Here is a 23,619-nt window from a genome sequence, read left to right as displayed (position 1 = left end):
GCAAAGCTCCTGAGATTCAAGGAGCAAAACTTAAGTTTTGGCGCCATTTTACCGATGCCGATAATATAGTGATTCTTTGATGTTTTAACAAATCCCTGACCCTAAAGAAATCATAAAATTGGATTCTATTTCCAGAAGAATTGATGATGAAGATTGTTCTCCGATAAAAACTCAAGACCGATGCACTTTTTGAATAAACCTGTAGGCAAACAGGAAACAACGACTTAAGAGATTTACGCTTCAGAATGATTATTTGGGCGGCGGCAAATACGGATTTATTTTCTTTTCGCGAATCAGATAGATGCCTATGGTGATTAAAACTGCGCCAATAAGATACCAAAATGTAAATTTCTCCCCATCCAATACACCCCAGATCACCGCTACAATAGGTAAAACATAACTCACGGAACTCGCAAATACCGCAGAGGTATTATGAATGAGTTTGTAATAGAGCGACATGGCAATGGCTGTACCAAAAACCGTTAAAAAGCCAAGATAGCCCATCGCCTCCGTTCTTTCAGGAGTCACTTCGAAATTTTGGAATAGCCCTGTAAAATACAATATCACCAACGACGGAATTGCCCAAAATGTAAATACAGCGGCAGTTAGTTTGATGGATGACAGGTCTGGAATTTTCTCTTTGATCACCACCGCATTCACTCCGTAGGAAGCTCCTGCCACCACCACAATCATAGCGTACCAAAACTGGGAGTTATCGGTATTGACCTCCGAAAAATAAATAAGACTCGCGGCTCCCAAAAAACCAATAATTGCACCTAAGACTTGGGTCCATGTGCTTTTTATTCCGAAAAGAACAAATCCGAAGGCTAGCACAAACATTGGAAATAAAGCATCCAAGATTCCGGCCAATGAACTGCTAACGCGTTGTTGTGCGATGGGAAATAAAAACATGGGCAAAAAATTCCCAAAGAAACCAGCCACTAAAACCCATAACAAAGTTCTTCGAGGCATCTTAAATAGTGCTGGAAACCCTATATAACACAATAAAATACCAGATATGGCCACACGAATGGCGCCAATCTCGTAGGGTGAAAATGCGACCAATGATTTTTTTACCAAAATAAAAGAACTGCCCCAGGTGAGAGACAGCACAGCAAATAGAAACCATCGGTTATTTAATAATTTACCCATTACTCACAAAAATAATTTATCCATTATTTACAAAGTTTTATACATGTCATTTGAAGTTTTGCATATCTCTATTGGTAGGATGGCGTTTTTCGGCTAACTCGCCATCATCGTAACCCCAACCGAAAATCCATTCGCCGTCTGGAATGTTGCGCTCTTCCTTGAACGTTTCTAATTTCTTTAAAATATCGTCAATATTGATCACTGTTCCTACAGGTTCTGGATTAAGATCTACTTGTCCCATTGTATTGGAAACCATTCCAAAATGACTGTGTGGATCGATAAATCCTGGCAATAAAGTCTTTCCGTTAAGGTCAATTTTCTTGACACTTTCATATTTTGATTCGGCATCCTTTTGGCTTCCAACAAAAACTATCTTGCCATTCTCCTCAACAACTGCCTCTGCGTATTCCACCTGATCTGATGCCATTGTGAGGATATCGCCATTATAGAATAGTTGGGGTGTTTCAGGGGAATTTTCTTGGCGGACAGCCTCTTTTTTACCTTCCTTACAACTAAGAAACAGGGAAATCACTAAAAGGAAGCAAATGGAAGACCGCATATGTATAATTTTTTAAGCGTTGAACCGTAAGGTTATGAGTTGTTTTTTCATTAATAATCGCGATTCAAGATCATTGTAATAATTATCAAAAACCTTCACCGATTTAAAACCAAGTTGTTCATAAATTTTTTTGGCTGCAACATTATCCGGATGTACGGTCAAACAAATTTCCGTACTTAAATCATTCTCTAGGATTTCAATAAGCTTTTCGGTCAGAAATTTCCCCATCTTTTTTCCACGGGCTTCTGGATGAACCCCAAGAGACAATAGCCAAGCTTGACTGGAATTTTTATTGATGTTACCAAGTACGTAGCCCACGACCCTTCCGTCGTCATCTTCACCAACCAAAAAATATTCGGGAGAAATATCAAACAACTGTCTTAGAACAAATGCTGGATAACTGCCATCGTTAAAACTTAAAGTTTCGATTTGGTGGACAATTGAAAGGTCTTCTAAAGTGGCTCTTCTTATTTTCATATCTCATTTTTTAGGTTTAAACCATCTATTTAAGGGACGGGATCCCAATTTCTTAAATTGAAATATTAAAATTTCCAATAAAAATCCAATTTAAGCTTTAGTGAAAGCAAGGTCTAAAATTAAATTATATCAAGGACTAAAGAACTAGGACTTCCACTCCCTATCAATATCTTTCATGACGTCCTCATAACGTTTTCTTAAGCCTTCAGAAATCTTTTTAGTCGATTTATGCAATCTCTTAAGCTGAAACGCTAACGCGATACTGAAGAGTCCTGCGAACATAAAACTCAACGCTATTAAAACAACTATGCTCATTCCTGCAAACAGCGGATTCCAAATAAGGATGAAGGAAAATATTGTACCCAAAATTCCCAATACCAATAATACGCCCCAATTTTTATCGCCATAACGTTTTACGTCCAAAGCAAATCCGATGGCAGAAACCGATCGGAAAAGGATTACAAAACCAATATAAAATGCCATGACACTGATAGAAAGTGCGGGATGGTTCATAAGAGAAATTCCCACAATAAAAGTAATAATTCCGAATGCCAAAGACCAGCCCCAATTTTCCAATTGGTGTCTATTGACTATTGAAAAGACCGTTTCAGAAATGCCGCCAAATAAAAATGACAATGCAAAAAGAAAAGACAAAGTAAGCAATGAACTTCCTGGCGAAGAAAATGCCACAATGCTGACAATAATAAAAAATATGCCTACAAGTAGAGGAATATACCAGTGCTTGATAGCGCTTTTAATTGATTTCAAGAAAGTTGGTTCCATAATTTTAGTAATTTTTTGAATTAATATTGATTTATATATGAGAAACTGATTACTTAATCAACTGTTTATCAATGGATCAAATTAATTTTTAGTGTATGATCCTGTCCCAACGTAAACTTACAATCCTTATAGGAAGGTGCCGAAAATTTTGGTTTTACATTGTTTGAAAACCCATATCCTTCCTTAGGAATACCAAGAAAATTACGATTGCATTCGTTATCAGAATTTTCATCATGATATAAAGATATGGCATACTCACCTTTTGGCAAATCCTTGATCACGATAGTTTCAGTGGTTTTATCAACAGTAATTGTATAGTTTTTGATGGCAACTCCATCTTTCAAAAAGTCCTTATCTGTATTAAAAACGCCAATAATAATCTCGCCTTTAAGTGATTTAATATTTTGAATATGAATAGTCAACTCCGGATTGTCACTGCCAAAGAAGCTTGTTAAAAATGATAGATACAGAAGTAATATTTTCATGATTTTGGTTTTAGATTAAAATAATGCTGCATTTGTTTTGCATCTTTTGTTTTAAAAGCTCTATAAGGTTCTGATTTTCTTAGCAAGAACCATTTTATGGGCTTTTTAAAAATTGATGCGGCAGTTTTTTTAAATGAGGATACCTTTTTGGCCTCCATTTCAAAATGATCTTCCAAACTATCCCTTCTAAACTGAACGATATTTTCTAAATCATCGCCATCAGCATAAAATCCACAGTGAAAGTTTTTATCCGCGAAGGCATATTCCGGAAAATCGACCGCTCCCAGTCCGAAAACTGCGAAAGAACGCTCCAAGAAATGTTGATAACTGATCCTGCAACTTTCGCCTCCTCCCAAATTAAAAATCCGTTTGGAAAGTTCCTGCTGTTTCTCAATCCCGTTTACAAACGCGCGTGCCGTATCTCGTGGCGTAGCAATTTCCAAAGCCGTACTTAAAGGCTGATGGAACATCAACTTGCTCATTTTATGATTGCCCATTATGGCCGCCAATCTAAAAATGGTCCAGTCCAAATGGCTCTCTTTGATCAACTTTTCTGAAGCAATTTTTGTTTCGCCATAAGCATCTCCTTCACTGGGAGCCAAAGTATCACCAACATTAATATATGGATTCTCCACACGATCACCATATACTGAAATACTGGAACTGTACATAAAGAAAGCCTTTGGAGAATGCGCTTCCAATTGTTTAATAAGGTAATGGGTGCCTTCCGTATTTACTTTTTTTGCAATTTCAGGATGGTCATCAGCCATTGGCGGGATGATGGCAGCCAAATGAATTACGGCATCAATATTTTTAATGGACTCTAAGTCTTTCGGATTTGAAATATCCCCATAAATAATTTCAATTTGATTGGCATAGGGGCCTAATTTCTCTACTGAAAGTTTCGACTTTTTATCAAAAACAGAAATGTTGTATCCACCTTTTTCAATAAGCTGCTTCAAGGCTTCAAAACCCACCGTTCCGGAGGCACCTGTTAGTAAAATATTTTTCTTTTTCATGAGGTATTGGGTGACCTAATTAGTACTTAATGATAGGACAATTGTCCATCTTCTACTTTTGCCGGTTTTGTAAATGGATGTTCTTGATGCTGGTTTTCTCCCATAATATGAATGACTTTCCAACCATTTGCTTTTAATTGATCTGAAATCATGGAGCGATGGCAGCGCCACCAAACCGCTTCAGAACACATGATGGCGCATCTTTTTTCAGAAGCCAAGGACTCCAATTCTTTGAAGGCATCCTTAAACTCAGAAGTCTCCATATAATCTGCATAACCTCTGAAGGACGGGTGATTCCATACGGTATTTTTAGAATCTTCTGAAGCTCTGCGACGTCCGCCCAAAGCTTCCAAATGTTTGTACTCAATACTATTATCAAGCAAAGCTGATTCAAGAGTTTGTGTATTAAACTGCGGAAATTTTCGGGAACCTGGAAAGCGTCGTACATCGATAAGCAATGCTATTGCATCATTTTTGAGCAGCTCCAAAAACTCCTTAAAAGTTCTGGTTGAATGTCCAATAGTCCATATCGATTTAGTGTGCGCCATTAGGATGTATTTTAATCACCTTGCATCTATCCCATTTTTTTAATGTTCTGAATAACTCCACCGTCCACTAAAATATCCGTACCAGTAATAAAACTGGCGGCATCAGTGGTTAAAAAGTGTACTACTCCAGCAACATCTTGAGGTTGACCGTTACGTTTTAAAGGGGTTGCCTGTTTTATCATTTCCATTCTTTCAGGGTGTTCTGCGGCGGCTTTCAAGGCCATTGGCGTTTCAATGACTCCAGGAGAAACAGTTACAATTCGTGCACCTTTTTCGCCCCACTTGCCCGCATTTTTATGACTGAGCAAATGCACTCCCCGTTTTGCAAAATTGTACATTTTGTCTGAGGAGCCGTCCACAAATTTACTTACAATATCAAAGGATTCCGGTGCTTGAGGATTTCTAAGTGCTTCATCATATTCTGGGTTTGCAGGAACGGCGTGCGCCATCATGGACGAAAGTAAGACAGCTACCGCATCATTTTCGGCAAGCTCATAAAAGGCATCGATTAAAAGTTCTGTTGCAATCAAATCAATAGTAAACACCTTTTTCAGGTCTTTAACCGTACCACTCACTCCAGCAGTGTGTATCAATGCTTTTAATGCTCCTTTGCCAGAGACAAATTTGGTAAGCTTATCAATATCTCCTTTGTCTGTAATATCACAAGAAATTCCTGACACATCAAAACCTTCCTTTAACAAAGATGCGACTGCTTTATCCACTTGATCTTGCGAATAATCGGTTAAAACAATTGGCTGATCCTTAAAAACTTGAGCACACGCTTGTCCTATACCTCCAGCTCCTCCTGTAATTACTATAATTTGTTTTTTAACATCCATTTTAAAGTTATTTAAATATTAATCATTTATTTCCGATAAAGAATCAAGACCGCTTCGCTTTAGAATAAACCTGCCTGCCGTCATAAAGGGAACAAAGATTTGATTGCAACTAATTGACAATCAATCAACGTTAAATCAATTTTGCCAAGCATTCTTGTGTAAAAAGTTTCTAAAAAGCAAGGTGTTGTTTTTGAAAATCCCTTACATCCTTATCTTTGAAAGGTTATGCTAACTTTAGGTTTTTTTACTGGTCACTAAAGAATTTCAATATTGAAAACAGTTCCTGAAAAACTCGACAACCAAAATAAATAGGCATCAGCCAAAAGAACTTGCCAATAACTAATACCTATTTTAAGATGCAAGAGTTTTTAGTAGCGCGTGACAGCACCAAAACCGTTGAACTTGTCCAATTCTCCTTTTGGAAGGAAAACAACATCACCTCCAAAATCCATATTCATCTCAATCATCTCATCATAAATATCGTCGATGACATCTTTGTCAGTCCTTTGGTCTGCGGATACATAAACAATTTTATCATCCTCTAAAATAGCCGGTTGAAATAAACCTTGTTCAATGAAAAGGGTTTGTATTTTTCCTTGAGAAATAGCTCTCCAAATCTCATTCGTATCACTTAAGAATTTATTTTCAGATACCGCTTTTAATAATTCCGCTTTTCGATCATTGTTTCTTTTGATGTTGTAGGTTTCGATGATCTTGTATGCTTCCGAAACGATGGCATGATCTTTTTCAGCCATTCTATTTTTATTTAAAAAGGTATCGTAAATGCTTTGCTTTTCATCTGCTACTTTTAAGTATTCAGAATAATTTTCTTCAACAGTGGAGATCAAGACCGGTAGTGGATTTTGTTTTCTGATGCGGTTCACTTCTTTATCCACTTGATTGAAAAACTCTCCAATTAAACTGGACAGTCGCGACGCTGTTGCTGCTTGAGTCTTATTCCTGACGAAGGATTGTTGGTTTTCCATTGGAAACGGCGCTCCAAATTCCTTTACGACCTTGTCATTTAATGCCTCAATTAACCGTGCTTTATCCTGGCTCAAAACCAATAAGTAATAATGGGATTCAGCATGAATGGACCTCACTAAATCTCTTGTAGCAAACGTATTATCGATGATCACACGATCCACGACTTTTATGGGTAATCTTGAATACTCAGCAACATCATGGTTCACAAAAAGCATCAAGCTATCCAGATTACGACTGTGATCTATTTGTTTGGCAAGCGCATGCAGCTTGTCAATTAATTTTGCTGCATCCTTTTTATTCGTATCTGCAAGAAGTCTTGTTTCAACTTCCTTGATATGATTTTTAAGAGCTAATTCGTCTTTAAGATAATCAGGTTTTGTCCGGTGGGAGTTCATGATGATGGAAATACAATTTTCCGAACGGATGTCTTTAAGATTTTTTAAGGTTGTGTTCATTATTCAAGTATTAAATTGATTAATAAAATATAATTCCAAATTATTTTTGATAATTCGTGATCATATATCACAGGCTTTATCACCTCAATAGTACTAGTTAAAATAAACGGCTTCAAATACTGCCAAAGGCGCTCTTCTACCAACGTTCAAACTTAAAACATCATCTACAATGGTATAGTTGTCAGCAATTTCAAAGACTTTTAGAAATTCAGATTCATTAACATCTACATCTGGACAGGCTTTTAAAGTGGTCATCATCCCTTTAAATCGAATACGATTTCCTTCTTCTAAAGTAAATTCTCCATTAACCGTGTTACAACCAGCAAATCCAGTTACTCGGTTCCCTTGTGATTGTAAGGTGAAATAGATTTCACGTTCTTGGTTGTCGGCCATTTTGATGTCCTGACCTTCCAAGGTTTTCAACTTCCAGTATTTTCCAACAATAGGCTCATTGTCCAGCTCTCCTTTTTCAAATACTGCCAATGGCGCTCGCCTTGCTTTATTAAGAGCCAACTTCCCGTCCGATATAGTAAAATTATCGGCAGTTTCAAAAATGCTCAATATTTGCGACTCATTAATTTTTTCATCTGGGCAAGCCATTCGGGTTGAGCCCAACTGTGAAAATGAAATCCGATTGCCTTCCTCTAAAGTATAGGTTCCCATAAAGGTGTTACATCCTGAAAACCCATGAACGCTATTGTCTTCTGAATTTAGAGTGAAGTAAATGTGACCGTTTTTTTCTCGGTCCGACATATCTTGACCTTCTAAAGTTGTGATGACCCATTTTGTGTTTTCTATGGACTCTAGATCATTGTTACTTTCCGGAGTGGTCATTTCGGCATCAGTTCCTAAAGTATCGGAATTGGAATTTGACTTTTTCCCAGTATTACAACTCATGACTGTCAAAGCAATAAGAGCTAATGTGACGATTTTAATTTTCATATGTAACATTTTGTTTTAAGTTGATTCACTTTTGTTTTTTTCCACTTCGCGGCAATGCCTCTTGGTTATTTCGGTTATTTGATTAGGAATACGCTGTACTTTTCAACAACCATACCTCCTTGTAAATAACCATAGAATATTAAGAATTATTTAACCTCATCAGAAAATACTGTATCTCTAATAATTCTTTAACCCAATGTTTTATTGAATATTTACAATTCAAATTAGGTATACAATAACAAATTTAAGTTTAGTTCATAACACTACGAACTTAATAATTCTAAACTTTTGTTAAAATTCCGCTTTCAAAATTTTAAAAAATAGTACGCATTACTTCATTCTTCAGAGGCTTGATGCGCCTTGATTTTATCGATAGTATTTGTGACAAGTGCCTGCATTTTTGTCAAATAGTCCGTGGTAATATCACCCAACGATTTTTCATTGGTAAATTTCTCAGGAAAATGTATTTTATTATAAGAATTGATTTTTTCAACTAAATTGATCTCATTCTCCAATGATTGAAGTTGCGCTTCCAAAGTGGTCAACTGGTAATATTTAGAGATACGGAAATAGCGTTTTCTATCTCCCGACTTTGTATAATATTCAATATGCTTTAATTGCGCAAGTACATTTAAATTCACCGATGTTGAACTTTTACTCGATCCAATAATCTCTCGAATTTCTTCAAAGGTCAATCCTTCATAAGATGACAACGTCAATAATGCATATATCCGTGCTGCTAAAGGCGCTATTTGCAATCTTGTTTCCAAACGAAGTCCAATCTCTTCAATCAATTTAAGTTTTTCTTTTGAAAGGGCCATTTATAACTTTTTCCTAAATATACGTCTAGTTCATAACATTGCGAACTAATTTTTATTAAAATTTTGTTATAATTTTAAAAATGATGAGTGCCCAGACCTGTGCAAACATAGGACCATGAGGGACCAGGCTAGTTCTTTGCCGTGTTTTAATGAAGTATCTATTAGATGAGGTCATAATTTATTTAAGACGTATTCAAAGGAAATCAGTTGGAGCAGCCCTTACATGGCTTGCCGCCTGACGCCTCCTATCCTGATTTAATGATAAAAGTCTGTTGGGACAAACCCCATCGATTTGAAAAGGGATTTCCATTAATTTTCCTTTTTAGAATGTGTTTGCTCTTCAAGACGTTCTTCCTCTTTTTTTACAAATGCTTTATGCTCTATCTCTGCCTTAAAATCTTGCTTCCGATTAAAAACACTGTTAATCACCTCTGATTTTCCATACACCGTAATCACGTCTTCTGGCAAAATTATGGCGTTTCCATTTGGCGATCCCAAGTAATCGTCGCCATGCCTATCAATCCCCAATATGGTAAGGCCTTCCTCCCTTAAGTTGAGATCTCTAATAGCTTTATTCGCCATCCAGTCCTTTTCTAAAATTAACTTTTCACTAATTTTAAAGTCGTCTTTCAAATGTAAAATCGCTGCAAAATCCTGTATATCAATATCTGTATAACGTTTGAGCATTCTATTGATTACGGCAGATAATGCGCGGTCCACCCACTTGCTTCTTATCGCCCAAAAAACCAGGGCCATTCCAACCACAACAATCAATAATCCATATAACTTAGATGCCAAGGTTTCTGGAAGTATAAAAGTTAATATAAGTGATGACATTACGGTCACGATACCGGCATTTCCAATAATCATTAAATTGAAAATAATTCGTCTTCTAACAGGATGGTTCATTATTTTTTCAGATTCTGACGTAGTGAATCCTACGCCTGTATATGCTGAACGTGACTGAAATTTAGCACTGTCGGTAGAGAGGCCGGTATGGATCAATGCGATAGTAGCAATTTTTGTTATCAATGCTGAAATTGAAACGACTAAAAAAAGTGTGATGGCTGCAATCATATTGGACGATTTTTATACTTGCAAATTCAATGATGTCAATTTGGATTATAAAGCGCTAATAATGCGAACATTTCCTATCCAAAAGGTAACGCATTTTAGCTAAAATACGTCTATAAATCCTTAAAAATGACCGCGATTTTTAAGGGTCGATTCGTACATAGGATTAAATAATGCAGAAATTAATTTAAACTATTTCGTTTTAGTATGCAATCCAATTTTGGAATAGTATATTTGCATTTTAAATCCATTTTAAGAGATGAAAGTTCGCGAACAATTTATTTTAATTTCGGTTATCGTAGTAGTGGCTATCGTTGGTATAGCGCTATTTTGGAGCCCTATCTTATGGGCTTTTATCATCATTCTCCCATTAATAATGTTGGGTGTTTTTGACATCTTCCAAAAGAGTCATACCATCCGAAGAAACTTCCCCTTAATTGGTAGGGCACGTTATATGCTTGAATCGATTCGGCCTGAAATCATGCAATATTTCGTGGAAACGGACACGGAAGGCAGACCTTTAAACCGCATCTTAAGATCTTTGATATATCGAAGAGCAAAAGGTCAAACCGATACTGAACCTTTTGGAACACAAATGGACATCTACCATTCCGGATATGAGTGGTTGGAACACTCCATGTATGCCAAGCAAAATCCCAAAGAAATTGGTGAATTTCCAAGATTGTTAATTGGTGGAAAGGAATGTAAACAACCTTACTCTTCTAGTTTATTGAACATTTCAGCAATGAGTTTTGGTTCTCTTAGTAAGAATGCCGTACTAGCCATGAACAAAGGTGCTAAAATGGGTAATTTTGCTCATAATACTGGTGAAGGTGGCATTAGTGACTACCATTTAGAACACGGTGGCGACCTTATCTGGCAAATTGGAACAGGCTATTTTGGGTGTAGAAATGATGATGGCACTTTCAATGACGTTACTTTCAGGGAAAATGCGACACGACCTCAGGTCAAAATGATAGAAATCAAATTATCGCAAGGTGCTAAACCGGGCCATGGTGGAATTTTACCAGCGGCCAAAAACACCGAAGAGATTGCACGTATCAGACACGTAAAACCGGGGATTTCAGTACACTCACCTCCGTCTCATACTGCTTTTGCAGACCCAATCCAGTTTATGCATTTCATTAAAAGACTTAGAGATCTTAGTGATGGAAAACCAATTGGTTTCAAACTTTGCTTGGGAAGAAAACAAGAATTCATGGATTTTTGCGAGGCAATGATCTATACTGGCATAACCCCTGATTTTATCACCATTGATGGTGGTGAAGGAGGTACGGGTGCTGCACCAGTAGAATTTTCAAACTCTATGGGAATGCCGCTTCGTGAGGGTCTCATTTTTGTCCACGATACTTTAGTTGGATTTGGCTTACGCGAGGAAATAAAAGTTATTGTTGCCGGAAAAATTATTACAGGTTTTCATATGGCCAGAGCCATAGCGCTAGGTGCCGATGGTTGCAATAGTGCACGCGCCATGATGTTGGCGGTAGGTTGTATTCAGGCATTACAGTGTAACTTAAATACTTGTCCTACGGGTGTGGCCACACAAAATGCTTCCTTGGTAAAAGGACTGGTGGTAGAAGACAAATGGCCTAGAGCCAAACGTTACCATGAAGCAACAATACATAGTTTTCTAGAGCTTGTTGCTGCGGCAGGATTAAATGATCCTAGTGAGTTGACCCGAAACCATATCAGTAAAAGAGTGGGACTTTACGATGTCAAAACTTACGAAGAAATTTACCCTTATATGGAACCTAATTCTCTTTTGGATATCAACACGATTCCAGAAAGCTATAAGAAGTTTTTCCAATTGACACGTATAATGAAATAAGTATATAACGTCACTACTAAATAGTAATTTAAATAAAATGGACTTCAATTGAAGTCCATTTTATTTGTGCTCTATTGTTAAGTTCGTGACATTTAGAAATAGTTTGAAGGAATTGTATGTTAGAGGCACCATATGAGTTGTCCCTAATTTTTATTATCAATCTTTATAAAACTGTTGTTTACAAAGTTGATACTTTCCGTTTATCAACTTAATCCCTTCGCATCTTACCTGTGACCTCTTCCACTTTAATAATGAAAATCATAGGGATATTCTCATTAATTGCCTTACTGGAAAATTCACTAATAAAACTTAACTCTTTCAATTCTTTTTGAGCGATCAGGGTTTTGATCCCCAGTGAAAAAACGTGGAGATAAGATTTAGCATCACTGCCAAAGAGTTGCTCAAATTTACCATGGACCATAACTGATTTCCACTTGGTGAGATTATCAACATCCACAATGTTAAATGCTACTTCATTATTTTTTCGCATCGCATTCATTTTATGGCCTTCTGCAGAATAGCAAATGATGACATTTCTCTCAGCATCATAAAAATAGGTTATGGGAACCACAAAAGGTCTGTTTTGATAGATATAGGACAAATGCCCTAAATAATCGTTTTTAAGAATCGCTAAGCTGGCCTTTTCGTCTAGAGTAGTGTACATGATGGAATTTGTTTTATTTAACCAAGATACGCCAATACAAGAAGGGCAACAATGATATTAGTCAGTTTATCTAGCTTGAGTGTCAACGTCATAACAAATTAATGAGATTGCACAATCTTAATGAGATCGTTTTTTTGAAGCACTCCTGATTGTCGCCAAACCTGAATCCCATCTTTAAACAGCATTAAAGTAGGAACACCCTTAACCTGGTAATTGGCCGCTAACACCTGATTTTTATCCACATCTATTTTTATAATTTTTATGGCCTCGCCCAATTCCGATTTTACCTGGTCCAATATAGGCATCAACGTTTTACAAGGACCGCACCATTCTGCGTAAAAGTCTACTAAAACAGGCGTCTTAGAATCAATAATTTCACTAAATTTACTTTTCATTTTGGTTTGATTTTTTGGGTTTCCTAACGCCTTTAAGGTTTTTCAACTTTTCCTCCTCAGTAATATCTTGGGCCTTATCCCGATCGGGATCCCATTCCTTATCTTTGGATGGAGCGTTTTTATCTGAATCAGGATTCCTTTTAATGTCCTCTTTTCTATTGTTCTGTTTTCTTTCTTCTAGATTTTCCATGCTTTAATTTTTGTTTTATAGGTTCTTCCATTCAAGGATCAAGAACAGACGAATTTAGATTTCTGAAATGGATTTGCTTTTATAAGTTAAGAAAAATCATATCTCGCTGGTTACCATAATTAAACAGAAAAGTTCTCAAACATAATGCTTGAGAACTTTTCTTTAAATCAATATTGGCATTCTACCAACTATCGATTTCTTTTTTTAAATCTTCTTTTGATTTACCGTAGCGCTCTTGCACTTTTCCAGCTAACTTGTCAAAGCTGCCTTCAGCTTCAGTGTATTCATCATCGGTGATTTTACCATATTTCTTTTTGAATTCACCTTTAATTTGTTTCCATTTACCTTCAAATTGATCTGAGTTCATAATATTTAAATTTTATAGTTATTATTAATTCTACCATAAAACTACATCTATCAATCCATAATGGATGTCTCAATTGACTTAATCATTAATGCTTTTGCAATTTAAGTTTTATTTAACAGTCCTTTACCGGACTGGTCTGTAGGAAGAAATACCTAAAAACCTTATTAATAAAATGAGCAATATTAATCGATATATAAATATCTTTGACACCTGATTTTTAAATATGAAACAATTCTTCTTACTCCTGGTTTTGATGTTCACTACGCAGCTAAGTTCACAAAACAACACCATTGGAGTGGGTGAAAAACTAAGCTTTACAGCGTCTTATAATATGTCTGGATTAATGACGGACATTGCTCAGCTAACTATGGAAACTGGGCAGGTTAAAACTTCAAAAGCCACACTTTTACATCTCAAGTGCACCGCTGTAACCAATACCAAGTGGGATGGTTTTTTCAAAATCCGTGATTTATATGAAAGTTACGTAAGTCCAACAAGTTTAACCCCCTACTTATACAAACGTGACATTAATGAAGGTGGCTACTATAAATTTATGCAATATACGTTTAGCCATAAAACCAATTCCGTTAAAAGTCTCATGCGTAAAAAGAACGGTAAAGGTGAGATATATGATAAAACAGCCACGGTCAAAATCAATGCTGACACGAAAGATATTGTCTCGACCATTTACCATATCCGAAATTTGGACATTCATAAAGCCATCCCTGGCGATGTTCAAAGTTTTAAGGTTATTTTTGACAACGAAGAAATGGTTATCAATGTCAAATATCTAACTAAAGAAACCATTAATACTGTACTAGGCAAAAAAGAATGCTACAAATTGGCATTATCCATTAACGGCAAGGATATCCTTAAAGGGAGCTCAAATGACAATTTGTTGTACCTCACGGCAGATGCCAACAAAGTTCCGGTGTATGCGAAATTTAAAATCCCTGTGGGTAACGGCGAGCTAAGAATTAAATCAGCAACCGGATTAAAAAATTAAACTATGAGAAAGCTTTTTATTGTTTTAGGACTTATTGCTGCAGGTTTAGCAGTGATCCTGTCCGTAACCCCTTTATCCCAAATCGCCTATTTACCGGCGGTCGCAGCGTTGATTTTCGGGTTTGTGGCCTTTTACCTTTCAAAACGGAAGCAGTCGCCAAAAAAGACAGTTCAATTGATCTTTTTACTGACCATAATTTCGGTAATGCTATCCACTTACAAACTAATTTTTAATACGGCAGAAGTTGGAAACCTAGAAGAATTGGAATTAAAACAAGAAGCATCTGTTGAAGATTCCAAAGAAATTTTAGAAGGATTGGATATTGATGAAATGGATATGGACACTGAAGCCGCCGAACTGGACCTATTAGAAAACCAAGATTTCCGCAACATTGAAGATTTGGAAGAGCAATAGACCCATTGAACAAACAATTTACATACATGACAAAATCGAGGGATTACTTCTGTCTTCCCGTTTATATGATTTTATTTGATTTCTAATTAATCCTTGACAAATGAAAGCACTCCTCATTGCTTCTGCATTGACACTTGTAGGTTCTTGCGCAAATCTTAGATACACCCAGAAAATTGAAAATCTAAAAAAAAGCATTGTATTCGAGAATCCGGAAATGATTATAAAATACGGTAACACCATAACATCTGAAGAATTAAGTGCCCACGTCTATACCTTGTCCTCATCAGATTTTGAAGGTAGGGAAACGGGTCAAATGGGCTTTCATCGCGCTTCAAACTTCCTGAAGGACTTTTATGTAGATAACGATATTCAATCGCCTTTGGGTTATGATAATTATTATCAAAGAATTCCAAAATCTTATTTTTCAAAAGAAAGTCCAAGTTCACAAAATGTTGTTGCTTATATTGAGGGCTCAGAATATCCTGAAGAAGTCATTGTGATATCGGCACATTTAGACCATCTAGGAACCACCAATGAGGTAATGTACTTTGGTGCTGATGACAATGCCTCAGGGACCGCTGCCGTTATGGAGATGGCTCAGGCATTTGCATTGGCAAAAAAAGATGGTTATGGCCCAAAAAGGACTATTCTATTTTTGCATTTGACCGCTGAAGAGATCGGACTTTTAGGCTCCAATTACTACGTAAAACATCCTATTTATGCCTTGGAAAATACTGTAGCAAATTTGAATATTGACATGATAGGACGTGTGGATAAATTCTACGAAGTAAAGCAACAGGAAGATTATGTCTATATCATTGGCGCGGACAGGCTGAGTACCAAGCTCCACTATATATCTGAAGCAGCAAATGATCAATTTACAAACTTGACACTCGATTATAAATATAATGCCGAAGGCGATTCTAACCGTTATTATTACCGCTCTGACCATTATAATTTTGCTTACAGAAATATTCCGGTCATTTTTTATTTTAATGGGGAACATCAAGACTACCACCAACCTACGGATACCCCAGACAAAATCAACTATCCATTATTGCAAAAACGTGCACAACTTATATTTTCAACCGCTTGGTATCTTGCCAATAGTGAAGAGCGACTTGAAGTGGATGAAAGAAAATAAACATTTTAAGAGATTCCGATCAAGGAAGTACTCAAAATCCACTGCTGATACGATCCCATAAAAATCAGCTATCATATGCTGCACTTTGTTAAAGTTTGTTAAATGAATTGAGGTTTAAAACCTAAATTCTTGCGTTTTTCGTATTATCGCATTTCACTTACATATTAATTCACATTTTAATGAAAAAGTCACTAATTATTGCCAGTATTGCACTGAGCATTTTTGCTTGCGGATCAAGTCCTCAACAGACAACAAAAACTGAAAACACAGTTTCAGTTGATCCCACAGTATACGGAAACAGTATTACGTCTGATGAGCTGAAAGAGCTGTTATACACCTTCGCATCAGACGAATTTGAAGGTCGTGATACAGGTTCAAAAGGCCAGAAAATGGCTGTTGAATTTCTAAAGGACCAATATATTGCACTGGGCGTTCCTTCGCCGCTCTCAAACGGCAGTTACTTTCAAAATGTGCCCTTGCTCAACCAAAAGTCTCCTGAAACAGATATTACCGTCAATGGTGTAACATTTGAAAACTATACTGATTTTGTAACTGCTGGCGCCGCTTCAACCCAAACCATTACGGCCTCTGATATTGTATATGCTGGTTATGGCATTGAAGCTGAGAATTATTCAAGTTATACTGGTTTAGACGTTAAAGATAAAATTGTTTTGATCAAAGCAGGCGAACCAAAAAATGCGGATGGCACCTATGTCACTTCTGGTTCTAAAGAAGACACGAAATGGTCGGTTGGAAGACAGGCGCTGTCATCTAAAAGAGAAGTGGCAAAAACTAAAGGAGCCAAAGTCTTATTGGTTATGGACGAGGCTTACTTAAAGATGGTTTCAAACTTTATGCAAGCTGCCGCTAAATCTGGTCGTGACAGTCGTATTGGGCTTAAGGACAAACAAGATGCCATGGTGCAAGTGCTCATTAGTGATAAGGTAGGAAAAGCGATTTTAGCTGACATTCAAACCAATGAAAAATCAAAAAACCTTGCAACCAATTTAGAAATTAAAGTGACCAGCAATTCTGAAGATGTGAATTCTGAAAATGTACTGGCATTCATTAAAGGTTCTGAAAAGCCAGATGAAATTTTAGTGCTATCCGCACATTTAGATCACGAAGGTATTAAAGATGGCGAAATATATAACGGCGCAGATGATGATGGTTCAGGAACTGTGGCCCTATTGGAAATTGCCGAAGCTTTTAAATTGGCTAAGGATGCAGGTCATGGCCCTAAGCGGTCCATCTTGTTTTTACATGTTACCGGTGAAGAAAAAGGTCTTTTAGGGTCCAGTTATTATACCGATGTAGAGCCTATTTTTCCACTTGAAAACACCATTGCCAATCTTAATATCGACATGATCGGAAGAATAGATCCAAAACGTGAGGGCGATAGAAATTATGTATATTTAATTGGTTCTGACAAATTGAGTACGGACCTCCACAAGGTGTCTGAAGAAGCGAATAAAAAATATGCGAATGTTACTTTAGATTATACATTTAATGATGAAAATGATCCGAACCGTTTTTACTACAGATCTGACCATTATAATTTTGCCAAGAACAATGTCCCCGTCATTTTCTATTTTAACGGCACGCATGACGACTACCACAGACCCTCTGACACGCCAGATAAGATTGAGTATGATTTGTTGGAAAACAGAACAAAATTGGTGTTCTACACCGCCTGGGAATTGGCCAACAGAAAAGATCGTATTATCGTTGATAAAATCAGCCAGTAAATTCGATCACATTTCTATAAAATACCGAAAGGCGAAACTGAACAGTTTCGCCTTTTTTATTTTTACACTCAACCTTCAAACATATAAATCGCCTTAAAGTTTACATTTCATCTGAAAAAACTTCCCCTAAATCGTTCAAATGATGCGATTTGGAAAATATCTCGTAGCTTTAAATAGAATTCAAAGAATTGATGTAGTCATCTCTAACCTAACCTCTTTACCGTCTTGAGAAATTATTTATATAATATTGTCCCAAACTTAGAGCCTTTTGATTATTCACTGCACCACGACAATCAGTTTATAAATCAAGAATGGATTTTGATCAATGGCATTGAAGATGCCAGGGCAATGTACGTTTTTAAACCAAACAATGAATTGGTCATTTCTGAAAATGATGAAATTACCAAAACCCGTTGGAGTTTTATAAATTCCAACTTTCTGTCCATTACCACTGAAGATGGTATTGTGCTGATCAAAGCGTTTTATAAAGATAAAGATGTTCTCGTCTTAAACCAGAAAGCATCAGAGGATTATTCGTTTTTCATAAACGTCAGCAATTATAATGCGCCTATAAACAACAAGAATGACGTTCAGAAATTCTTAAAGGAAAAATATTTGAAAAAGGCATCCGAACTGATCTCTGAACATGAGTTCTATTATATCCAACGTTCTAAGGAATATGGTCCCTGTACCATGAAAGAGCTCTTCAAGAAGGTAAAGGACAAAGCGGTAAACGCCTATTGTCTCATACGAGACGTCAACGAGGTTGATTACAATAAAAAACTTCGTATTATAGATTTACTCCAAGAAGTATAAATAAAAAGGCGAATGCAAATGCATTCGCCTTTTTTGTTTTTGTACTCTTTATAAACTCAGATGCCTTAAATATGCAAGGCTCTGTCGTCAGTAGCCGCCAAAGCCGCTTCCTTAAATGCTTCTGTATAGGTTGGATGGGCATGTGAGATACGTGAAATATCTTCAGCAGAGGCTCTAAATTCCATTCCAACAACGGCTTCAGCAATCATATCTGCCGCTCGCGCACCAATCATATGGACGCCGAGAATTTCATCGGTTTCCTTATCTGCAAGAACCTTAACAAAACCATCCAGGTCCATACTTGCTCTACTTCTACCCAAAGCGCGCATTGGGAACTGTCCGGTTTTATATTCTACTCCTGCTTCTTTGAGTTCTTCTTCTGTTTTACCAACGGCGGCCACTTCTGGCCAAGTATAGACTACACCAGGAATCAAATTATAATCAATATGTGGTTTTTGTCCTGCTAAAGTTTCTGCAACAAAAACACCTTCTTCTTCAGCTTTATGGGCTAACATGGCACCTTTTACCACATCACCAATAGCATAAATATTTTTAACGTTGGTTTGCAAGTGCTCATTGACTTCTACCTGACCTCTATCCGTCAATTTTACGCCTGCAGCCTCTGCATTCAGTCCGTCGGTGTAAGGACGACGACCTACTGAAACCAGACAGTAGTCTCCTTTAAACTCCACTTCCTCACCTTTTTTATTATCTGCCTTCACAATGATCTCATCACCTTTGCGTTCAACAGATTTTACCTTGTGAGAAACATTGATGCTGAATTTTGATTTCTTTAATACCTTGTTCAATTCCCTTGACAACCCAGCATCCATAGTAGGAATAATTCGGTCCATGTACTCAATGACGGTCACTTCTGAACCCAATCTTTTATAGACCTGACCTAGCTCCAAACCAATAGCACCACCGCCAATAACGATCAAATGCTTAGGGATTTCCTTTAGTTTCAATGCCTCTGTTGAAGTGACAATGCGCTCTTTATCCAACTCAACAAAAGGCAAATTAGATGGTTTACTACCTGTGGCAATAATGGTGTATTTTGCTTCAATCTCTTCTGTTTTCTCACCTTTGATGGTGATATGTGTGGCGTCTTTAAAAGAACCCAAACCTTGATATACATCAATTTTGTTCTTCTTCATCAAGAAGTCAATACCACCAGTAGTTTGATCAACAACCGTTTGCTTACGGGAAATCATTTGCTTTAGGTTAACTTTAATATCTCCAGGAATATCGATGCCATGTTCTTCAAAATGCTTAACGGCATCCTCATAATGATGCGAAGAATCTAAAAGCGCTTTACTCGGAATACAGCCAACGTTGAGACAGGTTCCACCAAGGGTTGCATATTTTTCAATAATTGCAGTTTTCATGCCTAATTGTGCACAACGGATTGCTGCTACATATCCTCCAGGACCAGAGCCAATAATGGCTACATCATATGAATTCATAAAATTGTTTTTTGATCTTTGTTAAAATTGAGTACAAAAATACGATTTTGATTGACCTTTTCCGAATTACAACCTGCGATTTTATCAATCTAAAATTTTAAGTTTTAAACCACAACCATCAACTCGGAAATCCAAGCATCTGCCCCATCCCTACCGTAAACAACCAACATCCGTATATGGCGTGTTCAATAGACACCAAAAGCGTCGATTCTGTTTTCTCATAGGTCAAGGCAAAAAGAATTCCTCCCAAAAAGGTCATCAACATCACCAAGGGGTTTCTGTAGAAAATATGGCCCAATGAAAACACGCTAGCATTGACGAAAATAAAAAGTGAGCGACTTTTAAAAAGGGAATTATACCTTTGAAAGTATAAAGTGCGATAAATCAATTCTTGTGGATAAACTGAAAACATGGCATAGGCAAACAAAATGACCACCCAGAGCTTTGGTTTGCGGTAAAGCACATGAAACAGATCGGATTTTGCGGTGAGCAGCATGTATGCTATAGTCAAAAAGGCAATGACCAATAATTTAACGCCCACATGTTTCCAAAAGAGACTCCATTGCAGGTTGGGTGCAATTCTGAATTTGTTATTCTCCACCTTCAACAAGATATAGACCACATAAGCAAAACCAGAAACTGTGAGAAAAGCTTTAATAACAAATGGATAATCTAAGGCAAAACTTACTGGCAAGATTATAAAAATCAAGAAAAACTCAGTAAGCTTATAGGTGACTGAATTCATTTGGGTCAGATAGTTATGGCAGTTGTATGTTTGACTTCATTGATGACAAACATGCTATGCGTACTGCCAATATGGTTAATGGAAGTTAATTTATTGACCATAAACTCCCTAAAGGCTTCCATATCTGAAACAATAACCTTTAAGAGATAATCATAATCACCACTAATATGGTGACATTCCATCACTTCTGCAAGATTTGCCACTTCTTTTTCAAACTTAATAATATAGTCTTGAGTATGTTGAACCAATTTAACATGGCAAAACGCAACAAAATTTTTATTCGCTTTTTCCTTTTGAAGTAAGGCGACATATTTTGAGATGATGCCTTCTTTTTCCAATTTCCTTATCCGCTCATACACCGCCGTTACGGAGAGATTAAGAATTATGGAAAGTTCTTTATTGGTTCGCTTACTATTGGCTTGGAGCAACTTTAGAAGCTTTTTATCGATGGGATCAAAATTCATAAAAGAAAAATTTTCAGTGGAATTAAAACAAATGTAGAAAATGATTTATAAAAAATCTATAGAACAAGGTTTAATTAGATATATAATCTAAATACCAACCTATATATTGATAAATCATCTAATTTAAAGGATATTTGAATCAATTAACTAATTAAAATAAAAATAATATAATGGCATTTAAACCAGCAAACAACATACAAGATTTACAATACTTTGGAGAATTTGGCGGTGTTAATCCTTCAATTTCTGACTCCTCAACCTATACATTCCTTTCGGCAAAGACCATGTTTGACACTTTTGAAGGAAATGCTGATGGCTGCTATTTATATTCACGCCACTCCACACCTTCCAATCTCTATTTAGGTCAAGCCTTGGCGGCAATGGAAGGGACGGAAACTGCAAATGTGACCGCTTCAGGAATGGGTGCCATTACCTCAGTTTTAATGCAACTTTGTGGTGCGGGAGAACATATTGTCTCAAGCCGGACAATTTATGGTGGCACCTATGCTTTCCTAAAGAATTTCACACCTCGTTTTAATATAGAAACTTCCTTTGTTGACATTACCAAACTGGATGTAGTTGAAGCCGCCATCACTCCAAAAACAAAAGTCCTGTATTGCGAATCGGTAAGCAATCCTTTATTGGAGGTTGCAGATATTGTGGGGTTGTCAAAATTGGCTAAAAAACACAATTTAAAACTCGTAGTTGACAATACGTTTTCACCTTTGTCTATTTCACCGGCGCAGTTGGGAGCAGATGTAGTTATCCATAGCTTGACCAAGTTCATCAATGGTTCCAGTGACACTGTAGGAGGTGTAATTTGTGGCAGTCAAGAGTTTATCGACGATTTAAGAAACGTTAATGATGGCGCTTGTATGTTGTTGGGAGCAACAATGGATAGCTTAAGGGCAGCATCTATTTTAAAGAATTTGCGAACCTTACATATTAGGATGCAACAACACAGTCTTAATGGGCAGTATTTGGCCGAAAATTTTGAGAAAGCCGGTTTGAAAACAGTCTATCCTGGATTGGTATCACATCCCTCCCATCACCTGTTCACTTCCATGATGAATAAAAAGTACGGATTTGGCGGCATGTTAACTCTTGATGTGGGCTCTTTAGAAAAAGCCAACGCATTAATGGAATTAATGCAAAAACAAAACTTAGGCTATCTTGCAGTAAGTCTAGGATTTTATAAGACTTTATTTTCTGCACCGGGCAGTTCAACCTCTTCGGAAATCCCTGTAGAGGAACAAAAAGCTATGGGACTTACCGATGGATTGATCCGTTTTTCTATTGGATTGGATGCCGATATTGAAAGAACTTATACCATGATGAAGGCTTGCATGAAAGAACTTAAGATTTTAGATTAACCGGAAATCCATCCTTCATTAGCGGATTTCAAATACAAAAAACTCACTTTCAGTAAGCTGAGTGTTTTGACTCGGTCCCGTAGTTCCATTTCTCTAGTGTTTCTCACTGGCTTATCTGAAGATGACTATAGGTCAACTGCGGGTATATACGGAGTATACCCGAGGTTGACACGAGGTTGATACGCTATACCTATTATTTATATAACTATAATACAGCAATTTAAGAATACAATGGACTTATAGAGAAGACGATTTAAAATTACAGAAAGACGACCGCGAAAGAGGCAAAACCTGCTATAAATCAACACTTTATAAGCTGCTTCTGAGAGCATCTAAGTTCTTGCCTGCTTTGGTTTGCGTATTATTTACTAAAAAAGTAACCATCCAAATTGATTTGCATAGGTTTGTCGAAAATCGTAACATTACGTACATAAATTTTTAACCTTTTCCCATATGCAGAGCCAAGACATTAAACCAAAAGAACCTCAGGATGAACTTATCGTTGAAAACAAGGAATTAAATATTTGGGAAGCTTTAATTCCTGTATTTGCTCTGGTGGGCATGTTAGCTTATAACGTTTATGTCTATGGAGGTGATGCTTTAAGTGGCTCCAATCAGTTTATATTGTTATTGGGAGGCGCAGTTGCCGCTGTTGTGGGCGTATTCAACAAAGTTACTTTTGGACAAATGTTAGAAGAAGTATCAGAAAACATTAAGTCCACTGCCAGCGCGATTATTATTCTTCTTATGGTGGGTGCACTTGCCGGTACATGGCTGATTAGCGGTATTATTCCAACAATGATTTACTATGGACTACAGGTTCTAAATCCAACTATA

26 protein-coding genes and 1 pseudogene are annotated in these 23,619 nt (G+C 36.9%); 8 read left to right on the top strand and 19 right to left on the bottom strand.

Annotated elements, in window-relative coordinates; genetic code table 11:
• Positions 1–249: 249 nt before the first annotated feature.
• The 12 genes from VLZ86_RS12030 to VLZ86_RS11975 all read right to left on the bottom strand — a co-directional run bounded on the left by VLZ86_RS12030 (position 250) and on the right by VLZ86_RS11975 (position 10,144).
• Positions 250–1,152 carry a DMT family transporter gene (locus tag VLZ86_RS12030; protein WP_325451647.1) on the bottom strand — a complete coding sequence of 301 codons (903 nt, stop codon included), beginning with the start codon at positions 1,150–1,152 and terminating at the stop codon, positions 250–252.
• Between the two features lie 46 nt (positions 1,153–1,198).
• Positions 1,199–1,711 carry an amidohydrolase family protein gene (locus VLZ86_RS12025; protein WP_325451645.1) on the bottom strand — a complete coding sequence of 171 codons (513 nt, stop codon included), beginning with the start codon at positions 1,709–1,711 and terminating at the stop codon, positions 1,199–1,201.
• Positions 1,712–1,723: 12 nt separating this feature from the next.
• On the bottom strand, positions 1,724–2,188 hold the full coding sequence (locus VLZ86_RS12020; RefSeq protein ID WP_325451643.1) for an N-acetyltransferase: 465 nt from the start codon (positions 2,186–2,188) through the stop codon (positions 1,724–1,726).
• 144 nt (positions 2,189–2,332) lie between these two features.
• Positions 2,333–2,971: an HdeD family acid-resistance protein gene (locus VLZ86_RS12015; RefSeq protein ID WP_325451641.1), complete on the bottom strand. Its 639-nt coding sequence runs from the start codon at positions 2,969–2,971 to the stop codon at positions 2,333–2,335.
• 68 nt (positions 2,972–3,039) lie between these two features.
• Entirely contained in the window at positions 3,040–3,456 is a 417-nt protein-coding gene (locus VLZ86_RS12010; RefSeq protein WP_325451639.1) for a DUF2141 domain-containing protein, read from the bottom strand.
• Entirely contained in the window at positions 3,453–4,475 is a 1,023-nt protein-coding gene (locus VLZ86_RS12005; RefSeq protein WP_325451637.1) for an NAD(P)-dependent oxidoreductase, read from the bottom strand. The genes VLZ86_RS12010 and VLZ86_RS12005 overlap by 4 nt, the downstream gene beginning before the upstream one ends.
• Before the next feature lie 26 nt (positions 4,476–4,501).
• Positions 4,502–5,023, bottom strand: a complete 522-nt coding sequence (locus tag VLZ86_RS12000; RefSeq protein ID WP_325451635.1) for a DUF488 domain-containing protein — start codon at positions 5,021–5,023, stop codon at positions 4,502–4,504.
• 26 nt (positions 5,024–5,049) lie between these two features.
• Positions 5,050–5,862 carry an SDR family oxidoreductase gene (locus tag VLZ86_RS11995; protein ID WP_325451633.1) on the bottom strand — a complete coding sequence of 271 codons (813 nt, stop codon included), beginning with the start codon at positions 5,860–5,862 and terminating at the stop codon, positions 5,050–5,052.
• Between the two features lie 368 nt (positions 5,863–6,230).
• On the bottom strand, positions 6,231–7,304 hold the full coding sequence (locus VLZ86_RS11990; protein WP_325451631.1) for a hypothetical protein: 1,074 nt from the start codon (positions 7,302–7,304) through the stop codon (positions 6,231–6,233).
• 93 nt (positions 7,305–7,397) lie between these two features.
• Positions 7,398–8,246 (bottom strand): META domain-containing protein, encoded by an 849-nt coding sequence (locus VLZ86_RS11985; RefSeq protein ID WP_325451629.1) that lies wholly within the window; start codon positions 8,244–8,246, stop codon positions 7,398–7,400.
• Positions 8,247–8,581: 335 nt separating this feature from the next.
• Positions 8,582–9,067, bottom strand: a complete 486-nt coding sequence (locus VLZ86_RS11980) for a MarR family transcriptional regulator (protein WP_325451627.1) — start codon at positions 9,065–9,067, stop codon at positions 8,582–8,584.
• 309 nt (positions 9,068–9,376) lie between these two features.
• Positions 9,377–10,144 (bottom strand): TrkA C-terminal domain-containing protein, encoded by a 768-nt coding sequence (locus VLZ86_RS11975; RefSeq protein ID WP_325451625.1) that lies wholly within the window; start codon positions 10,142–10,144, stop codon positions 9,377–9,379.
• A gap of 256 nt (positions 10,145–10,400) precedes the next feature.
• On the opposite strand from VLZ86_RS11975, the gene VLZ86_RS11970 reads away from it, so the two are divergent.
• Positions 10,401–11,990, top strand: coding sequence for an FMN-binding glutamate synthase family protein (locus tag VLZ86_RS11970; RefSeq protein WP_325451623.1), 1,590 nt, complete (start codon positions 10,401–10,403; stop codon positions 11,988–11,990).
• A 208-nt stretch (positions 11,991–12,198) separates the two neighbouring features.
• Here VLZ86_RS11970 and VLZ86_RS11965 read toward each other — a convergent pair whose 3' ends face one another.
• From VLZ86_RS11965 to VLZ86_RS11950, 4 genes are all read right to left on the bottom strand, one after another.
• The gene (locus tag VLZ86_RS11965; RefSeq protein ID WP_325451621.1) at positions 12,199–12,654 is read right to left on the bottom strand and encodes a pyridoxamine 5'-phosphate oxidase family protein; all 456 of its coding nucleotides are present in this window, start codon (positions 12,652–12,654) and stop codon (positions 12,199–12,201) included.
• 98 nt (positions 12,655–12,752) lie between these two features.
• Positions 12,753–13,049 (bottom strand): thioredoxin, encoded by a 297-nt coding sequence (trxA, locus tag VLZ86_RS11960; RefSeq protein WP_325451619.1) that lies wholly within the window; start codon positions 13,047–13,049, stop codon positions 12,753–12,755.
• The gene (locus tag VLZ86_RS11955) at positions 13,039–13,239 is read right to left on the bottom strand and encodes a hypothetical protein (RefSeq protein WP_325451617.1); all 201 of its coding nucleotides are present in this window, start codon (positions 13,237–13,239) and stop codon (positions 13,039–13,041) included. Before VLZ86_RS11955 ends, trxA begins: the two co-directional genes overlap by 11 nt.
• Positions 13,240–13,420: 181 nt before the next feature.
• Positions 13,421–13,606 carry a CsbD family protein gene (locus VLZ86_RS11950; RefSeq protein WP_325451615.1) on the bottom strand — a complete coding sequence of 62 codons (186 nt, stop codon included), beginning with the start codon at positions 13,604–13,606 and terminating at the stop codon, positions 13,421–13,423.
• A gap of 223 nt (positions 13,607–13,829) precedes the next feature.
• On the opposite strand from VLZ86_RS11950, the gene VLZ86_RS11945 reads away from it, so the two are divergent.
• From VLZ86_RS11945 to VLZ86_RS11925, 5 genes are all read left to right on the top strand, one after another.
• Positions 13,830–14,612, top strand: a complete 783-nt coding sequence (locus VLZ86_RS11945; protein WP_325451613.1) for a DUF3108 domain-containing protein — start codon at positions 13,830–13,832, stop codon at positions 14,610–14,612.
• Positions 14,613–14,615: 3 nt separating this feature from the next.
• Entirely contained in the window at positions 14,616–15,026 is a 411-nt protein-coding gene (locus VLZ86_RS11940; RefSeq protein WP_325451611.1) for a DUF2232 domain-containing protein, read from the top strand.
• Positions 15,027–15,126: 100 nt separating this feature from the next.
• Positions 15,127–16,170 (top strand): M28 family metallopeptidase, encoded by a 1,044-nt coding sequence (locus VLZ86_RS11935; protein WP_325451609.1) that lies wholly within the window; start codon positions 15,127–15,129, stop codon positions 16,168–16,170.
• 179 nt (positions 16,171–16,349) lie between these two features.
• The gene (locus VLZ86_RS11930; protein ID WP_325451607.1) at positions 16,350–17,918 is read left to right on the top strand and encodes a M28 family metallopeptidase; all 1,569 of its coding nucleotides are present in this window, start codon (positions 16,350–16,352) and stop codon (positions 17,916–17,918) included.
• Positions 17,919–18,143: 225 nt separating this feature from the next.
• Complete coding sequence (locus VLZ86_RS11925) at positions 18,144–18,734, top strand: hypothetical protein (RefSeq protein WP_325451605.1); 591 nt, start codon at positions 18,144–18,146, stop codon at positions 18,732–18,734.
• A 65-nt stretch (positions 18,735–18,799) separates the two neighbouring features.
• On the opposite strand, the gene lpdA is transcribed toward VLZ86_RS11925, so the two are convergent.
• The 3 genes from lpdA to VLZ86_RS11910 form a co-directional block, all read right to left on the bottom strand.
• Positions 18,800–20,200 carry a dihydrolipoyl dehydrogenase gene (lpdA, locus tag VLZ86_RS11920; RefSeq protein WP_325451603.1) on the bottom strand — a complete coding sequence of 467 codons (1,401 nt, stop codon included), beginning with the start codon at positions 20,198–20,200 and terminating at the stop codon, positions 18,800–18,802.
• Positions 20,201–20,318: 118 nt separating this feature from the next.
• Positions 20,319–20,945: a CPBP family intramembrane glutamic endopeptidase gene (locus VLZ86_RS11915; protein WP_325451601.1), complete on the bottom strand. Its 627-nt coding sequence runs from the start codon at positions 20,943–20,945 to the stop codon at positions 20,319–20,321.
• Between the two features lie 5 nt (positions 20,946–20,950).
• Positions 20,951–21,409, bottom strand: coding sequence for an Lrp/AsnC family transcriptional regulator (locus tag VLZ86_RS11910; RefSeq protein WP_325451599.1), 459 nt, complete (start codon positions 21,407–21,409; stop codon positions 20,951–20,953).
• A 170-nt stretch (positions 21,410–21,579) separates the two neighbouring features.
• On the opposite strand from VLZ86_RS11910, the gene VLZ86_RS11905 reads away from it, so the two are divergent.
• On the top strand, positions 21,580–22,782 hold the full coding sequence (locus VLZ86_RS11905) for an aminotransferase class I/II-fold pyridoxal phosphate-dependent enzyme (RefSeq protein WP_325451597.1): 1,203 nt from the start codon (positions 21,580–21,582) through the stop codon (positions 22,780–22,782).
• Positions 22,783–23,235: 453 nt separating this feature from the next.
• A pseudogene (locus VLZ86_RS11900) lies at positions 23,236–23,619 on the top strand (sodium:proton antiporter); the annotation flags it as partial.

This window comes from Gelidibacter sp. (assembly GCF_035515035.1).
Taxonomy (GTDB): Bacteria; Bacteroidota; Bacteroidia; order Flavobacteriales; family Flavobacteriaceae; genus Gelidibacter.
The sequence above is the reverse complement of the archived record's forward strand: the minus strand, read 5'-3'. Positions and strand labels throughout refer to the sequence as shown.

Excerpts from the sequence above, each read along its gene's own strand:
- VLZ86_RS12030 (WP_325451647.1), bottom strand. The coding sequence starts at position 1,152 with ATGGGTAAATTATTAAATAACCGATGGTTTCTATTTGCTGTGCTGTCT.
- VLZ86_RS12025 (WP_325451645.1), bottom strand. The coding sequence starts at position 1,711 with ATGCGGTCTTCCATTTGCTTCCTTTTAGTGATTTCCCTGTTTCTTAGT.
- VLZ86_RS12020 (WP_325451643.1), bottom strand. The coding sequence starts at position 2,188 with ATGAAAATAAGAAGAGCCACTTTAGAAGACCTTTCAATTGTCCACCAA.
- VLZ86_RS12015 (WP_325451641.1), bottom strand. The coding sequence starts at position 2,971 with ATGGAACCAACTTTCTTGAAATCAATTAAAAGCGCTATCAAGCACTGG.
- VLZ86_RS12010 (WP_325451639.1), bottom strand. The coding sequence starts at position 3,456 with ATGAAAATATTACTTCTGTATCTATCATTTTTAACAAGCTTCTTTGGC.
- VLZ86_RS12005 (WP_325451637.1), bottom strand. The coding sequence starts at position 4,475 with ATGAAAAAGAAAAATATTTTACTAACAGGTGCCTCCGGAACGGTGGGT.
- VLZ86_RS12000 (WP_325451635.1), bottom strand. The coding sequence starts at position 5,023 with ATGGCGCACACTAAATCGATATGGACTATTGGACATTCAACCAGAACT.
- VLZ86_RS11995 (WP_325451633.1), bottom strand. The coding sequence starts at position 5,862 with ATGGATGTTAAAAAACAAATTATAGTAATTACAGGAGGAGCTGGAGGT.
- VLZ86_RS11990 (WP_325451631.1), bottom strand. The coding sequence starts at position 7,304 with ATGAACACAACCTTAAAAAATCTTAAAGACATCCGTTCGGAAAATTGT.
- VLZ86_RS11985 (WP_325451629.1), bottom strand. The coding sequence starts at position 8,246 with ATGAAAATTAAAATCGTCACATTAGCTCTTATTGCTTTGACAGTCATG.
- VLZ86_RS11980 (WP_325451627.1), bottom strand. The coding sequence starts at position 9,067 with ATGGCCCTTTCAAAAGAAAAACTTAAATTGATTGAAGAGATTGGACTT.
- VLZ86_RS11975 (WP_325451625.1), bottom strand. The coding sequence starts at position 10,144 with ATGATTGCAGCCATCACACTTTTTTTAGTCGTTTCAATTTCAGCATTG.
- VLZ86_RS11970 (WP_325451623.1), top strand. The coding sequence starts at position 10,401 with ATGAAAGTTCGCGAACAATTTATTTTAATTTCGGTTATCGTAGTAGTG.
- VLZ86_RS11965 (WP_325451621.1), bottom strand. The coding sequence starts at position 12,654 with ATGTACACTACTCTAGACGAAAAGGCCAGCTTAGCGATTCTTAAAAAC.
- trxA (WP_325451619.1), bottom strand. The coding sequence starts at position 13,049 with ATGAAAAGTAAATTTAGTGAAATTATTGATTCTAAGACGCCTGTTTTA.
- VLZ86_RS11955 (WP_325451617.1), bottom strand. The coding sequence starts at position 13,239 with ATGGAAAATCTAGAAGAAAGAAAACAGAACAATAGAAAAGAGGACATT.
- VLZ86_RS11950 (WP_325451615.1), bottom strand. The coding sequence starts at position 13,606 with ATGAACTCAGATCAATTTGAAGGTAAATGGAAACAAATTAAAGGTGAA.
- VLZ86_RS11945 (WP_325451613.1), top strand. The coding sequence starts at position 13,830 with ATGAAACAATTCTTCTTACTCCTGGTTTTGATGTTCACTACGCAGCTA.
- VLZ86_RS11940 (WP_325451611.1), top strand. The coding sequence starts at position 14,616 with ATGAGAAAGCTTTTTATTGTTTTAGGACTTATTGCTGCAGGTTTAGCA.
- VLZ86_RS11935 (WP_325451609.1), top strand. The coding sequence starts at position 15,127 with ATGAAAGCACTCCTCATTGCTTCTGCATTGACACTTGTAGGTTCTTGC.
- VLZ86_RS11930 (WP_325451607.1), top strand. The coding sequence starts at position 16,350 with ATGAAAAAGTCACTAATTATTGCCAGTATTGCACTGAGCATTTTTGCT.
- lpdA (WP_325451603.1), bottom strand. The coding sequence starts at position 20,200 with ATGAATTCATATGATGTAGCCATTATTGGCTCTGGTCCTGGAGGATAT.
- VLZ86_RS11915 (WP_325451601.1), bottom strand. The coding sequence starts at position 20,945 with ATGAATTCAGTCACCTATAAGCTTACTGAGTTTTTCTTGATTTTTATA.
- VLZ86_RS11910 (WP_325451599.1), bottom strand. The coding sequence starts at position 21,409 with ATGAATTTTGATCCCATCGATAAAAAGCTTCTAAAGTTGCTCCAAGCC.
- VLZ86_RS11905 (WP_325451597.1), top strand. The coding sequence starts at position 21,580 with ATGGCATTTAAACCAGCAAACAACATACAAGATTTACAATACTTTGGA.